Origin of the sequence: Polaribacter sp. (genome assembly GCF_024639685.1) — a bacterium.
Taxonomy (GTDB): Bacteria; Bacteroidota; Bacteroidia; order Flavobacteriales; family Flavobacteriaceae; genus Polaribacter.
On the sequence record NZ_JAHEHX010000003.1, the window covers coordinates 293402 to 310119 of the forward strand.

Annotated in this window: 10 protein-coding genes; 8 read left to right on the top strand and 2 right to left on the bottom strand. The window is 30.7% G+C overall.

The features are described 5' to 3' along the window. Positions 1-2: 2 nt before the first annotated feature. The 8 genes from Q0L44_RS03535 (at position 3) to Q0L44_RS03570 (ending at position 14593) form a co-directional block, all read left to right on the top strand. On the top strand, positions 3-2303 hold the full coding sequence (locus Q0L44_RS03535) for a glycosyl hydrolase (protein ID WP_296635467.1): 2301 nt from the start codon (positions 3-5) through the stop codon (positions 2301-2303). A 245-nt stretch (positions 2304-2548) separates the two neighbouring features. Continuing rightward, entirely contained in the window at positions 2549-4222 is a 1674-nt protein-coding gene (locus Q0L44_RS03540) for a T9SS type A sorting domain-containing protein (RefSeq protein WP_296635357.1), read from the top strand. Positions 4223-4271: 49 nt separating this feature from the next. Further along, positions 4272-7139: an alpha-L-rhamnosidase gene (locus Q0L44_RS03545; protein WP_296635359.1), complete on the top strand. Its 2868-nt coding sequence runs from the start codon at positions 4272-4274 to the stop codon at positions 7137-7139. A 76-nt stretch (positions 7140-7215) separates the two neighbouring features. Continuing rightward, on the top strand, positions 7216-8217 hold the full coding sequence (locus tag Q0L44_RS03550) for a T9SS type A sorting domain-containing protein (protein ID WP_296635362.1): 1002 nt from the start codon (positions 7216-7218) through the stop codon (positions 8215-8217). Further along, positions 8218-9804: a sulfatase gene (locus tag Q0L44_RS03555; protein ID WP_296635365.1), complete on the top strand. Its 1587-nt coding sequence runs from the start codon at positions 8218-8220 to the stop codon at positions 9802-9804. It abuts the gene before it with no gap. A 3-nt stretch (positions 9805-9807) separates the two neighbouring features. Then, on the top strand, positions 9808-10560 hold the full coding sequence (locus tag Q0L44_RS03560) for a DUF1080 domain-containing protein (RefSeq protein WP_296635367.1): 753 nt from the start codon (positions 9808-9810) through the stop codon (positions 10558-10560). Positions 10561-11063: 503 nt separating this feature from the next. Next, positions 11064-12800, top strand: a complete 1737-nt coding sequence (locus tag Q0L44_RS03565; RefSeq protein ID WP_296635370.1) for a sulfatase — start codon at positions 11064-11066, stop codon at positions 12798-12800. 392 nt (positions 12801-13192) lie between these two features. Continuing rightward, a complete protein-coding gene (locus Q0L44_RS03570; protein WP_296635372.1) occupies positions 13193-14593 on the top strand; it encodes a cellulase family glycosylhydrolase in 1401 nt (466 codons plus the stop codon). A 73-nt stretch (positions 14594-14666) separates the two neighbouring features. Here Q0L44_RS03570 and Q0L44_RS03575 read toward each other — a convergent pair whose 3' ends face one another. Together Q0L44_RS03575 and yiaK are read right to left on the bottom strand one after the other, a co-directional pair. Further along, on the bottom strand, positions 14667-15569 hold the full coding sequence (locus Q0L44_RS03575; RefSeq protein ID WP_296635375.1) for a sugar phosphate isomerase/epimerase family protein: 903 nt from the start codon (positions 15567-15569) through the stop codon (positions 14667-14669). A 36-nt stretch (positions 15570-15605) separates the two neighbouring features. Further along, positions 15606-16613 carry a 3-dehydro-L-gulonate 2-dehydrogenase gene (yiaK, locus tag Q0L44_RS03580; protein WP_296635378.1) on the bottom strand — a complete coding sequence of 336 codons (1008 nt, stop codon included), beginning with the start codon at positions 16611-16613 and terminating at the stop codon, positions 15606-15608. Between the last annotated feature and the right edge of the window lie 105 nt (positions 16614-16718).

A 16718-nucleotide genomic window follows, 5' to 3' on the forward strand; every position in this document is an offset into this window, starting at 1 on the left:
ATATTAGTAAAAGTACAACATACAAATTAGCCAATTTAGCTTTAGTTCCTGTAGATTGTAATACTGAGGATCAAATCATTAACCTTTTAGAACATTTAGATAAAAATGGAAAACTGAATTATAAAATTAAAAATGCTGGCAATTATTATTTGAGTTATGCACTTATTCAGCAAAATTTTAGAGTTGTTACTTTAGGACCTCCAGGAGGTGCAGGTCCAGTAATGGATCATTATAAAAAGGAAATGACTTTGGCGTATTTAAATCGCTTAAAGAAAATATCAGAACGTTCTGGTTTGCCATTAAACAAATTAATTAGAGCTATTTTTTGTGATAGTATTGAGGTTTCTGGTGCCAACTGGACAGATGGTTTTGATACACTTTTCTTTAATGCCTATGGGTATCAATTAAAAAAATGGATGCCTTTTATTTTCTATTCAGTAAAAGGAAATTATGCCAATGATAATTATACTATTGGCTTTTCATCAGAATTTATAGAAAAATTAAAGCGAGTTCGTTACGATTATAACAAACTTTTGGTGGAAGTATTTCTAAAAAACTTCACCCAAACTTACAAAGATTTTTGCGAAGAAAATGATGTGCTTTGTAGATATCAGGCTTATGGAACGCCATTTTTAATGGGAATGTTAGATGGCTATATGATACCTGATATTCCAGAAAGTAACAATTGGATTTACTCTACAGAAATGAAAGATTCTTTATGGCAATGGAATCAAAATCACGGGTATATGACGTGGAATTTGTATGCATCTGCTGGTGGACATTTAACAGGAAAAAAGATTGTTAGTTCTGAAGTAATGACCAACACAAGAGGTGTTTTTAAAACTACTTTAGAGGAAATAAAACAACACGATGATATGAATTTCATCACTAGTATTAACCATTCCATTTTACACGGTTACAATTACTCTCCAAAAGAAGAACCTTTTCCAGGTTGGATTCGTTATGGAGTTTATTTTAGTGAGCAAAATACCTGGTGGAAGCACCTAAACAGTTGGGTAGATTATAACGCAAGATTATCAACAGTATTTCAAAACTCACAAGCTAAAAAATCTATTGCTATTATTGGACCAACTGCAGATATTTGGGGAGATAAAGGTTTGGCAAGAGCACCTTTTCATACAGAACCTAAATATTTACATAAATTATGGGAACCTATTAGTCAATTAGGGTATTCTTGCGAATATATCAACCAAAATATTTTAGTCAAATCTGAAATAAAGAATGGTGAAATTTCCTTTGGAAATATGAGGTATAAATTATTGGTTTTGGCGAGTTTAAAATCCATTCATCCAGAAACAGCAGTTGCTATTCAAAAATATGTTGCTACTGGTGGTAAAGTTGTGGTGATTGATGAGCTTCCAAAAAAATCATTACATTTTAAAGATGCTGATGCAAATGACACACAAGTTAAAGAAATCATAGAAAATCTTTTGGCAGAACATCCAAAGTCAATCATTCAAATAGAAAAGCCTAAATCATTAGAAAATTTGTTTTCTTGGACAGAGAATTTTCTTCAAGAAGCTAAAATTAATCCAGATGTAATCATTAGTACTCCAACAAAAAAAGTATACCAAATTCATCAATATACAAGAGATAAAGACATCTATTTCTTTACAAATATTCATAAATATAAAACAACGGAATTCGATGCTACTTTTCCTATAGAAAATAAATATCCTTATGTGTGGAATCCAGAAACTGGAGAAAGGAAACCTATCTATTATGCTGAAAAGTCAAATGAATTACATATTTCTCTTAATCCTTTAGCATCTTTATTAATTGTTTTTGAAGATGAAAAACCAATAGAAAACATTTTAGGTAACTCAACTAAAGTTGAAAAATCCAAAGCAATTATTGGAATATGGAACGTTACAGGAAAAAGAGTAGATGGAAAAACGTTTACTTGGCAAATGAAAGAATTGACCGATTTTAGTCAATCTGAAGACAAAACCAAAAGTACTTTTAGTGGAGAATTGAGTTATAAAATCGCACTTCAAAATGATGGAAATTATACACATATAGATTTAGGAAACACAAATGGAGGTATTACAGAATTGTATATCAATGGCAAAAAAACAGGAAAACGTTGGTATGGAAAAGCAGAATATTCCATTGTGAAGTATTTGCAAGAAGGAGAAAATACAATAGAAATAAAATACACCACAGTTTTGGCAAATTATTGTAAATCACTAAAAAACCCTTTAACCAATAGGTGGACTAAAAATTATAAAGATTTGGCACCAACAGGATTGGAAGGACCAGTAGAGCTTGTAAGTTATTAATTCGCTTAATATAATTATAGTAGTTTAATATAATTTTTAAATTTTCTGGTTGATAGAAACTTTATTGAAAATCAATTGTTTTTAAGGAGTGTGCAGGATACTGTTCTTTAAAAAGTATATTATTTTTGAGTAATAAAAAGTTAAATATTACAGAAATGTTGAAGAAGTTACTTTGTTTTTGCTTTATCTTGCTACTTGCTGAATCAGTATTTTCTCAAGATTATCCGTTTAATTTGCCTTCCAATATGGAAGCAACAATTCATATAACATCTTCTAATACAGAAGTATTTAATAATCTATTACTAGGTACAAATACGCATCATTTTTCAACTACAAAAGAAAAAGACCTCATAAATAAATTAAAACCAATAACCATAAGATTTCCTCACGGTTTATGGGCAAATTGGTACGATTGGAGAAGAGATGTTACAAGACTTTTTGGAGAAGAATCTTTTCAATACGAACAAGGAGTAAATAAAACAATTAAAACAAAAAAACCCGATTTATTAGCTAATATAAAGATATTTGATACCAATAATATTAAAGTAGGTATTGATGGACTTACCCATTTAAATGCAACAAGAAAATCTGAAACAGGTAAAGGTTTTGATATGATGTGGACATTTAATATGAGTGCAGATGGTACAGATTTTAACAATGGAAGTCCAGAAACTATAGCAAGATACAATGATTTGATTTCTAGAGGATTTGAAGTAAAAGTAGTAGAATTAGGAAATGAAAATTTTTATCCAGGACAAAGAAGTTCTATCATACCAAATACTGAAGATTATATTGCTAGAGCAAAATCGATGTCTGCAGCTTTAAAAGCAAAAGACCCTAACATAAGGGTTTCTGTACCATTATTAAGAAGAGATAGTTGGGCAAACCCTAACTGGAATAAAGATTTAACAGAAGATTTGACTTATTTTGATGCAGTTACAGTACATACTTATGTAGGTTCAGATCCCGATGATTCTAATAATAGTAATGAAGCCTTCAGTACAGCACTTACAGCACGAAAATTTTTAGGAAATTCTATTTATGATTATGCACATAAAGTGGCACCTAATAAACCAATATGGTTAACAGAATGGGGTGTAAAATCAGGTGGCCCAAATGCAGTTTCTGTTTTAGGAATGGTAGATTGTTATATTTTTATGAGTCAAAATCAAGATGTTTTTGAGCGCGCTAATTGGTTTAGTGTAAATGGGCAATTAAACTCTCATTACGTTTGGGAAACTTATGTTTCTCCTAGTGGTGTAGTACGCCCAAGAATAAAGTATCCTTTAGAAAAAACACTATTTGGTTCAGCTTATAAAATCATTCGTTTGGCTTTAGAAAACACCACCTTAATAGACAGTAATGTAGAAGTAGCAAATTTGGTAGATGGTGTAAAAGCGGTTAACGCGAGAGTGGTAACAAAAAATGGAAAGACCTCCGTTTTTGTTGTAAATCTTAGTAATGAAGATGTACCTTTTAATGTAAATTTAGATGGAGTTGCATATACGGATGTGGCAGTTCATAAAGCGATTGCATTTAATAAAATGGATGAAGAAAGAGCTATGGGGATTGATGTAGATCCGTTAACTTTAATTAGTCAAGGAAGTGAAGGGATTACTTTGCCTAAATTCTCTATAAACATTATAGAATTGAGTAATGCAACATTATCCACTCCAGAAATAGTTCAAGAACAAATAATTAGTATTTATCCCAATCCAACTAAAGGTGTGTTTAACATCAAAATAAACAATGGAGAAAAGGCTCAATATAGAATTTATACAATTAATGGAGTGGAAGTTCAAAAAGGTAATTTTATATCAGAAAAACAAGTCCGTTTTGAAAATACACAAAAAGGTATTTACATATTACAATTAGAGAGTGATCAAGGGATTTCTAATCATAAAATTGTAGTGAAATAAGATAAAATACACTAAATTATAAATCTATAATCTGCTAATTCGAACATAAATGATGTTAAAAAAACAAACGCTATTCTCTCTTTTTGTAATCTCAATTCTTTGTTTTTCTTGCAAACAAGTTTCTACATCAAGAGTATCAATGTCTTTTGAGAAATTATTGGTAAACACAAAACCTAACCCAACAGCAATAGAAAATAAACAACCATTGTTTTCATGGGTAATTACTGCTGATGGTTTTAACAAATCGCAATCTGCATATCAAATTTTAGTAGCTTCTACAGAAAATAAACTAAATGAAAATGATGCAGATATTTGGAATTCTGAAAAAGTAGAAAGTGATAAGTCTACCTTTGTAAAATACGAAGGAAAGGATTTAAAAGCGATGCAATCCTATTTCTGGAAAGTAAAAATTTGGGATGAAAAAGGAACTTCTTCTTCTTGGTCTGACGTTCAAGAATTTCAAATGGGTTTGATGAAAAAAGAAAATTGGGGCGATTCTAAATGGATTACCCTAAATAAAGATACCAGAACTTCTCCATATCAATTTAGAGATTACAAAACAGGTAGAATGGGAAACCAACCTGCAAAAAAAGTAAATGGTTTTCCTGCAAGTTATTTTAGAAACGAATTAGAAATCGATAAAAAAATTGAAGATGCGCAAGTATATGTTTGTGGATTGGGATATTATGAGTTGTATTTAAATGGAGAAAAAGTGGGTGATCACGTTTTAGATCCTGCACCTTCAAATTATGATAAGCAAGCCTATTATGTGAATTATGATATTACCGAACAATTAAAATCTGGTAAAAATGCCTTTGGAATTATAGTAGGAAATGGATTTTACGGACAAAATATTTCTTGGAGCCGAGATCCAGAATCAAATAAAAAAGGGGTGTCTTACGGTCCGCCAACCGTACGTTGTTTGGTAAAATTAAATTATACTGACGGTACATCAGCAGATTTTTACACGGATAAAAACTGGAAAGAGTCTACAGGGCCAATAGTATTCAATAATATTTATGGAGGTGATACCTATGATGCTCGTCACGAAATTGGAAAATGGAACACAGTTGGTTACAATGATACTAAATGGGGTAATGTAAAAGTAACATCTCCGAAAATTAAAAAAATAAGTGCGAGTCAAATTCCACCAATTAAAAAATTAAAAGAATTAGAACCTCAAAGAGTATTTAAATGCGCTGATGGAGAATGGATTGTAGATTTTGGACAAAATATTGCAGGTTGGGTAAAATTAAACGTTGAAGAGAAAAAAGGACAATTAATTGATGTAATTACAACAGAGGCTTTATTAACAAAAGGAAAAGATATTTTTAAAGGTTCAACTGGTGGTGGAGCAAATGGAATGACCCAGATTTACAAATACATTTGTAAAGGTGAAGGTGTAGAATCTTGGGAACCAAAATTTAGTTATCACGGATTTAGATATGCAAAAATTACTGGAATTTCTAGAAAGCCAGATGCAGATATGATAAAAGCGGTTTTAGTAGCTACTGATATAAAAGAAACAGGAAGTTTTACATCTTCTGATTCATTATTAAATAAAATGCATAGTATCAGTAAATGGACAATTGTAGACAATGTACACGGAATTCCAGAAGATTGTCCTCATAGAGAAAAATGTGGCTGGTTAGGAGATGCACACGCATTTTGTGAATACGCTTTGTACAATTATGATATGTATGATTTCTATAAAAAATACATGGAAGACATCAAAACTCAAATGAGACCAACAAAAGGGCATAATAATCCTGAATTGAAATTTAAAGTTCCTACTATGATTGCTCCAGGAAAAAGAACATCTACCTACGCAAAAATAGATTGGGGTGTTGCAACAATGTATTTACCTTGGTACAATTACAAGTTTTATGGTGATGATGAAATCGTGAAAGATTATTACGAACCAATGAAAGGTTTAACCGATTTTTACTTGAATTTTAAAGGTGAAAACGGAATTATGCAAAATGGAATGGGAGATTGGTGTCCACCACTTTGGGATAGAAGAAGAAATCCAAGTGCTATGGAATGTGATCCAATTATTTCTGCTAATGCTTATTTTTATGATGTTTTAGTAGCTATGGAAACCTTTGCTAAAATGAATAAAGATGTGTCTTATGAAGCGAAGATGAAACAAGAAAAAGCAGCATTGTTAAAAGCGTTCAATAAAGAGTTTTTAGTGGATATTCTGAACACAAAGCACAAATGGTATCAAAGTCAAACTGCAACAGTACAAGCTTTACAATTTGGTATGGTGCCCAAAGACGAAATAGAAACCGTTGTAAATGGTTTGGTACACAATATAGTTGAGGTTAAAGGAGGTCATCATTCTACAGGAATTCACGGAAACAGATATATTTACACGGTTTTAAGTGAAAATGGACACGCAGATTTGGCACATCAAATTTTAACAACGCCAGATTTTCCAAGTCAAACCTATGTAATGAATTCAGGATTTACTACGTGGCCAGAACGTCAATTTATTTGGGAAGAAATGGAGGGGCCAACAAACTCTTTAAATCATCCAATGCATAGCGGTTTCTCCGCCTATTTCTTTGAGTCTTTAGGAGGAATTAAATCTACAATAGAAAATTCAGGTTATAAGGTCTTTACAGTAAATCCAGAGTTTTCAAAAGAAATAATATCCACATCAGTAAGTGTGCCAACTCCTTATGGAGATATTAAAAACGATTGGACGTTAAAAAAGAATGTATTATCGATGAATTTGAAAGTGCCTTTTAATACCAAAGCAAAAGTGCTTTTGACTAAAAATGAATTGAAATCAATCCAAATAAATGGAGAATCTTTTAATCAGTTTAAAAAGAAAAATAAAGTTGAGATTAATAAAGACTCAATTGTAATAGGTTCAGGAAATTATAATATAGAATATGTTAAATTCTAACAAATACGTTATACAACAGGATGCATCAATTTCTTATATTCTTTAATATTGTTATCTACAATTATAAACATTAAAAATGAAAAATAAATACTTAATTCTTCTTGTAAGTTTAATAGTTTCTGTTCAATCATTTGCTCAAACAGCAACTTGTGATGGTTCACTTCCTTTTGAAGAAAAAGACGGTATATTAACAATAGAAATGGAATCTGGTATTTTACCTTCTGGTTCAGACTGGAAAACTGGTAGTGAAGACGATCCTAATTTATCAGGAGCTACCATAAATTATATATATTGGGATGGGGCACAGTCTTTCAGTTCTTTAACAGGAACTTCAATAACGTACAATATAAAAATCAATAATCCTGGTACATACAGACTTGCATGGCGTGGACGAATTGGTGCTGGTGATTCTGGAGGAGAACATAATGATGCTTGGCTTAAAATAGAAGCTGATGACTTTTATGCAACAAGTCAAAATAGTTCAACTGCTACACCTGCACTAGAACCAAAACCAGATTGTACTAGTAATCCAGATAGAGATTGTCCTGAAGGTTCAAGTACTAATGGTTTTTTTAAGGCCTTTATGAATAGACATCCGATAAATAAACCTGTTGAAGAACGTTGGGGTTTTGTAACGAATACGAATGATGGTAATTCTTTTAGATTTATTTGGGCAACTTTTGATACACCTGGTAATTATTCTATAATTGTTGATGCAAGATCAAGTTTCTTTTTTATGGACAAAATGGTGTTACGTAGAACTAGTGTTTCTGACAGTGTAGCCTTCAATTTAAATAATCCAGAATCTACTTGTTATGATGCTTCATTATCCTTAAGTAATTTAAATAAAGATGAACTAAAAATTCACCCTAATCCAACAAATGGAAAAATAGAAATTAGAAATATTCCAGACAATGCAAACCTTATTATTTCTAACATTTTTGGAGCAACTGTAAAAAAAGTAAAGAATAAAAAATCGACAGAAATTATTGATATCTCTAATCTAAAAGCGGGTGTTTATTTTATATCAAATATGGAGAGAAAAAATTATTTCTTCAAAAAAATTATAAAAATATAATTGTTTAAGGCGTATAAAAGTTTTCTAATTCTGACTGCTATTTTTCTTTTTAACTGCAAAAAGGAACAAAAAAATTATTACAAAAAACCTAATATTTTATTCATTCTTGTTGATGATTTAGGTTATCATGATTTAGGTGTAACAGGAAGCAAATTTTACGAAACCCCAAATATAGATCAACTCGCCAATCAAAGTACAAAATTCACACAAGGTTATGCTGCTAGTAGAGTTTGTAGTCCTTCAAGAGCTAGTATTATGACTGGTAAATTTACAGCACGTCATGGAATTACGGATTGGATTGGAGCAAAAGCAGGAGAAGATTGGAGAAAGAGAAATCGCTTTGATAAAATGCTACCTTCAAATTATATTCAAGCTTTGCCAAAACAAGATGTTACTATTGCAGAAGCTTTTAAAACAGCTGGTTACAAAACTTTTTTTGCAGGAAAATGGCATTTAGGTAATGAAGGTTCTTACCCAAAAAATCACGGATTTGACATAAATAAAGGAGGTTTTCATAGAGGAGGTCCTTCAGGAGGATTTTTTTCACCTTTTAAAAACCCTAAATTAAAAGAAAAGGAAAAAGGGGAAAACTTGACCATTCGTTTGGCAAAAGAAACAGCAAACTTTATAACCTATCATAAAGATTCAACTTTTTTTGCTTTTTTATCTTTTTATGCAGTTCATGCTCCAATTCAAACTACGGAAACCAAATGGAATAAATACAGAGATAAAGCCGACAGTTTAGGAATTGTAAAATCGGGCTATAAAATGGAACGTGTTCTGCCAATTCGTCAAGTACAAGATAATCCAATTTATGGAGGCTTAATAGAAACGATGGATGAAGCAGTTGGTATTGTTTTAAAAGCGTTAAAACAAAATAATTTAGATAAAAATACGATTATTGTTTTTACTTCGGATAATGGAGGTGTAGCTTCTGGAGATAATTATTCAACAAGTAATTTGCCACTAAGAGGAGGTAAAGGATATCAATGGGAAGGTGGTATCAAAACGCCTTATTTTATTAAAGTCCCTTGGTATAATCAAAAAGGAACAGCAACAAACTTTCCTGTTGTTCAGACAGATTTGTATCCAACTTTGTTAGATTTATCAAATATTTCTTTACAACCAAAACAACATAGAGATGGTATTAGTTTAAAACCAATTTTAGAAGGAAAAGAAATCAATATAGAAAGACCTCTGTATTGGCATTACCCACATTATGGCAATCAGGGTGGAGAACCATCTTCTATCATACAACAAAATGGTTGGAAGTTAATTCATTATTGGGAAGATGATCGTCAAGAATTATTCAAGTTGCCAACCACAGAAAAAGAAGAATTAAATCTTGTTAAAAAACATCCAAAACTGGCTAAGAAATTAAGCAGTCAACTATTAACTTGGTTAAAAGAAGTGGGTGCAAAATACCCTGAAAAAGATGTTTTATTTGATGAAAATAAAAGAAAAACAAGATTAGAAAATATCAAAAATCAAAAATTGCAATCTTTAGAGAAAAACAGACTAGAAGTATTGTCTAAAGATTTTAAACCCAACGCAAATTGGTGGAAAAGTAAACTTACTAAAGACTAAAAAATGAAACAAATAATTTACATTACAATATTGAGTATTAACTTTTGTTTTCTTTCTTGCCAAGACAACAAAAAGAAAGAGTTTTACTCTATTTTTAATGGCAAAAATTTAGAAGGATGGAATGGTGATAAGACCTATTGGTCTGTAAAAGATGGAATTTTAATTGGTGAAGTAACTCCAGAAACTATTTTAAAAAGAAACTCTTTTGTTATTTATGAAAAAGAACAGCCAGAAAACTTCGAGTTAAAATTAGAATATAGAATTTCAACGTCAGGAAATAGTGGTGTAAATTATAGGAGTGAAAAGATTAAAAATAAACCTTTTTCTTTAAGAGGTTATCAATCTGATATTGATGGGAAAAATAAATATACAGGCCAAAATTACGAAGAGAAAAAGCGAACTACTTTAGCATATATTGGTGAGAAAGTGATAATTAAAGAAATGCAAGATTCCATACCTTTATCAAATATTAGAAAGAATGTAAAAAGAAATTGCTGGCAAACAAGAGATATTGTTGCTTCTCTAGGAGATAAAAAGGAGCTAAAAGCTACCGTTAAAAATAACGATTGGAATACAATGCACATTATTGCAAATGGCAACCATATGCAACATTTTGTAAATGGCGTTTTAATGAGCGATGTTATTGATTTAGATACTCAAAACAGAAGTGAGAAAGGCTTTATTGGTGTCCAAGTGCATGTTGGACCACCTATGAAAATCGAATATAAAAATATCAGATTAAGACATTTAAATTAGAAAAGTTTATTTTTCTTATTTTTTGGATCTCCTGGTTTTTCAAGATTTCCATTAATATAATTTAATAGAATGTTTTAACATATTCAACTATACCTTGTGATAAACTTTTATTAACATTTGTAACACTAATCCTATATAAAACTATACTAGATTTAGAACAATCCTACTTTCCTTTTTTGGGATTTTCACATCTTGAATTTAAAAATATAGAGTTTGTTAACATTTGAAAAAAATGCCAGTATTATAAATTGGAGGAGGGTAGTTAATTGCTTTTACAAATTTGTTTTTTTCAAAGCTAATATAATAACATCATATTCACTAGCTTCAATAATCTAAACATCTTTTTTTTTAATTGAATCGTTGAAACAAACTAAATATTAAAATTACAGAGTTTAAAAACAAAGTAACCAATGCTAACCTTAGATTTCATAACAGTACAGGATTCTTTTAAACTTTGTTTAATTTATTTTTGAATTACTCCTCAACGAAATTAAATAAAACGTATGAAATTTAAAAGTACATCAATTTTAATAGTGATTTTCTGTTCTCTTACTTTTTTAATATCCTGTGAAATTCCAAAAAAAGATAACAAACGGGCTAAACCACTTAACATTCTTTGGTTAGTAACAGAAGATATGGGGCCTTATATTCCACCTTTTGGAGATGAAACAGTTGCCACTCCAAACTTAACAAGATTGGCAAATGAAGGTGTGATTTTTCCTAATTTATATTCTACATCTGGAGTTTGTGCGCCAAGTAGAGCAGCAATTGCAACAGGTATGTATCCTTCTAGTTTTGGTGCAAATCATATGCGAACAACTTCATACACAGAAGTAACAGGTTTACCAAAATATGAGGCTATTCCACCACCTGAGGTTAAGATGATTAGCGAATTACTCCGTGAACAAGGTTATTATTGTACCAATAACTACAAAACAGATTATCAATTTAAAGCACCTGTAACTGCTTGGGATGAAAGTAGCCCATATGCACATTGGAGAAATAGAGGAGAAAATCAACCCTTTTTTGCTGTAGTAAATTTTACAGAAACACACGAGTCTGGTTTATTTGAACCTTATGGTTTTAGAGAAATAGAAACAAGACATTACAAATCTGGAGATAATAATTATAAGTGGAAAGGATTTGGAAAATCGCACGCAAAAAATAGAATGACTGAGGCTGAAACTCCAGTTCATATTCCAAAAGACACTAAATTTAAGGTGCCTCCTTATTTAGTTGACAACGAAGTTACCCAAAGAGATTTGTGGAAAATGTATAATAATATTGCAGAAATGGACAAACAGGTAGGTGCAGTTTTAAAGCAATTAGAAGAAGATGGATTGTTAGAAAGTACGATTATTATGTTTTATGGCGATCATGGAGGTCCTTTACCAAGAGAAAAAAGATTAATTTATGATTCTGGTTTAAACACTCCAATGATTGTTCGTTTTCCAGAAAAAATAAATGCTGGATCAAAATTTAATCAGTTAGTTAGTTTCGTTGATTTTGCACCAACATTACTTTCATTAATTGGTGAAAAACCATCAGCATATATGCAAGGTCAAGCTTTTTTAGGAGCATTTCAATCAAAGAAACCACGTGCATATATTCATGCAGCAGCAGACAGATTTGACGGTTTTACGGATGTAATTAGAGCAGTGAGAAGTCAGGACTTTAAATACATTAGAAATTATAAACCAGAGCAAGGATATTATTTACCAGTTGAATACAGAGAAAAAATACCTGCAATGCAAGAATTGTTAAAGTTGAAAAAGCAAGGCAAATTAAACGAGATTCAAAAACAATGGTTTAGAGAAAACAAACCAAAAGAAGAATTATTTGATTGTAAAAATGATCCTTTTGAGTTGAATAATCTTGCTGATAATCCAAAATACAGAGACAAGCTAAAAGAGTTACGTTTAGAAATGGACAGTTGGTTGGCCAAAATTGATGACAATCCTAATTTAGCGGAAGCTGATTTGGTTAAAAAATTGTGGAATAATCAAACCCAAAAACCAATTACTAAAAATCCAGAAGTAAAATTTATGGATGATAAAGTTGTAATTACTTGTAAAACGAATGGAGCTTCTATTGGTTATAAAACAAACCAAAAAGCTAAAAGTTGGAAAATATATTCAGAACCTTTTTCTATTTCTAAAGAAAATAAAATTCTTATTAAAGCTCATAGAATAGGTTTTTTACCAACTAAAGATATTAGTATAGAAATTGCTGAAAATTAATTAACGACAAATACTATTTTAGATTCTAAAAAAAGTACTTCAAGCAGTTAGTGTAAAAAATATTTACTCTATTCATTCTATATGATAAATACAGTAATACACTGTATGACTTATAGTCAGTGATTTAGTAAATATGCATTTGATTTTTTATTATTATTAGCAATCTTAAATTATTAAATCCTAATTTATTAAAATCTGATCCATCAAACAATGGATATCGTTAAGATTTTATTCTGAATTAAACATTTAATTTACTAGAAAGCCGAAAGAAATAATTTCTTTCGGCTTTTGTTTGTTTAATGTACTTGATTTCTAACTTTGAGCTATTGAGAATCAGTACTGCACAGGATACATGTTTTTATAATAAAAATTACATTTAATAAATTTTTTAAATGACTTTTTCTAGACTACAGTTTATAGCGATTTTTTTTCTCCTATCTATAAATACATTCTCCCAAATAAAACATGGTTTAAGAGATGAACAAGGAAAACACATGATTCCAAGAGGTTTTGTGATAAATACCAATGATCATGCAGGTGAAGTTTTTTTTAATAGTGATGATTATGCAAGACAGGTTAGAATGGGTGCTAATCACCAAGTGATACGTTTAGAATTGGGCAAACTAAGTGAGTTTCCTGGAGGAAAGTTAGAACCAAAATACCTTTCCAAATTAGATACCTTAGTTGCTTTGGGTAAAAACCACGGAATTAAAACGGTTTTTAAAATGACAGTCTATGGGGTGGATAAATTAAAATGGGAAGATTTTTGGGAAAATAAAAATGATAAAATGCACAAAACCTATATCAATGCTTGGAAAGTAATCTGGAACAGATATGCAGATGAATCTTATGTTTTAGGTTATGATATTGTGAACGAACCCCGAAAATTAAAAATGAAAATCTCTTATAAAGATCTAACTGATAGATATTTAATCCCATTATACAGAAGAATTATAGATGAGAGCCAGAAAATAAATCCAAATAAAAAGATTTTAGTGCAATCTATTTTTATGAACAAAGGCGAAAAAATAGATAACAATCAATATGCAGAAATCACATCTTCTATAAACAGGAAAAACGTTGTTTTTGCTCCACATATTTATCAAAGTAATGTCGATTTTATCAAAAAAAATATGGATCGTTTTGATAAAGAATCTGAGATGTTAAAAGCACCAATTTTAATTGGTGAATGGGGTTTTCCAACCTTTGCAAGAACAGACACAACTTTGGTTGGTAATTGGGGGCAATTAAAATACAGAGAAATGTACGTTAGAACTGCAGAGGTGTTTGATAAAATGGGAGTTGGTTCTATAAAAGCTTGGTTTTTAGGAAACAGAACAATGCAAAATTTTTTAAAACCAGGACCTTCTACTTGGTCTATTTTTAGTGATAAAACGGATGCAGGAACTGTAGAGCGTAAATATATTACTGATGTTATTTCGAGGCCTTTTCCACAGGAAATTGCTGGAGAAATTCAATCCTTTTTATTCAATTTCGCAAAAAGAGAATTGGATTTAAACATTATTTCCGATAATACTAAAGGAGCTTCTAAAATATTCATTGGGCAAAACAGGCATTATCCTGATGGTTTTTCAATCATCATCAATAACGATTTTGTGATGTATTATAATCCGTTAAAAAATGTTGGGTTAGAGGTTTATAAAACCACTAAGGATTCTAATCCTTCAGATTTTATCTGGGACACAAAAACGCAAAAATTAATCGTTTTAAAGTGGGGTAAAGACAAAACAATTTATAACATTAAAATAGTTCCTGGAATTCGAAATTTTTAAGTTTAAAAATTGATTTTAAATTAGCTTTTACTCTGTAATCGATTTTATTTTTAAGCTAAAAAGAGTAATAATTTTAGTTAAGCCCTGATTTAAAATCACTAAACATATCTTTTATAATTTCTTTTGTATTTCCTTCTTTAAGGCTTTCAAATGACACATAACCACGATAATTACTAGATTGTATTATTTTAGCAATTCGCGGTAAATCTGCTGCAACTTTAGTTCTATCTTTCTGTTTTACATGTTCTTTTACAAAGAAGTAATTGGCATAGGGGGCAAGACTTTCAATTTCTTTATAAGTATCGTCAGAAGGTAAACTTCCACAATCTAAAATTAAACCAAACCAGTCTGAATTTACTTTTTTCAACATCTCAATAACTTCTTCACTAGTAAATAAAAACTCATCATGATTTTGCAGACCTGCAATAACACCATAAAGTTCGCCATATTTTGCACAGGTTTTAAAGTCATTCAACATCCATTGCTTTACTTCTTCTTTTGAATAGGTTTTGTTTTTATGTCTTCCAGTAAAAATCCTCATTATTGGTGCTCCTATTTTAGAAGAAACCTCTAACCAGTTTTCAATCAGTTCAATGTCATTATTTCTCTTAGTAAGATTTGGAGTAGCAAAGTCATTTCTAACACCAGTCCATGCAATATCTAGTCCTAACTCAAGGGCTTTTCTTTTTAAATCAAAAAGCTCTTTATTTGAGGGTGCTTTTGGATAAGAACTGAAATAATAACCTGTTAAATCTATTGCATCCAAACCAATATTAGCAGCGTATTCCATCATGTCATAAAAAGTCATTTCACCGCTTCTAAGTTCCGAATTAAACGAATAAGCATTAATGCTGTATTGTAGTCTAGATGTTGTATTTGTTTCTAAAGGCTTGGTGTAGGTAAATAGTTTGTTAGCTCCTAGAAAAAAAGGTGCTAAAACTAAATTCTTCAAAATATTTCTTCGTGTTATATTCATAATATTTGTATTAAAAAGCAAGTTGAATTTTTACTGTTATTCTTCTGATAACATCATTATCTTTTCCCAGATACTTTTGTCAACAACGATGCCCTCTTCTAAGTTTTTTGCTCTTTTTTGTGCACTTCGTTCTCCAGGATAGTAAACTTTATCTCCAGGATTTATAGGCGCTACATTATGAGTGTAATCAATAATTTCACTTATCAGTTTTTCTTGTAAATTATTATCACCAAAAACGGACGGATAAATACAAATATACACTTGAGAAATTGCTGTCTCAATTTCTTTTGTGCTTATCTTGGCTGTAGAATTTCCACCTGATAATAAAGTGGCTAACATATCTAGAACCATAGAAAGCGCAGAACCTTTCCAGTAACCAATTGGCAATCCTCGTTCTTTAGATAAAATCTTTTCAGGATCATTGGAGAGTTCATCCTTATCATCCCATCCACCATTGTAAGGTAGTTTTTCTCCCTTTAATTTATAATCGTTAATCTTACCAAATGAAAATTGTGAAATTGCCATATCTAATACAATATGTCCTTTTTTTCTAGGTATTGATACCACAAAAGGATTATTACCAATTCTACTATCTTTTCCACCCCAAGGAGGCATATTGGGTTTGGTATTGGTAAAAAGAATCGAAATACAATTGGCATTAGCAGCTTGTTTTCCATAGGTTCCACCTCTCATCCAGTGATTCGTGTTGCGTAAGGCAACCATTCCCATTCCATATTCTTTTGCTAATTCTATTGCTCTATTCGTACATTTTGTAGCATTTAAAATTCCTGCACCAAGTTTTCCATCCCATCTTTCGATGTTACCAAAAGAAGTAACTTTCTCAGCTTCAGCATCAATTTTAATGATTCCTTTTTTTATATAATCGATAAATAGAGGAACTCGATTAATGCCATGAGAACTTACACCATCTAAAGTGCTTTCGGTAAATACATCAGCAATTAATTTAGCTTTTTTATCACTAAATTTATACTTAACAAAAAGCGTATAAAGAACTTCTTGCATTTTTTCTGGCGAAATTTGCATAAATATCTATTTCTGGTTCTAATTAGTTACAAGGTTTTCTTTGTTGTAGTAAGAATTATTTAGTTGTTATGATTTTAATTTAATAATTAGTTCTTTACCTTATTT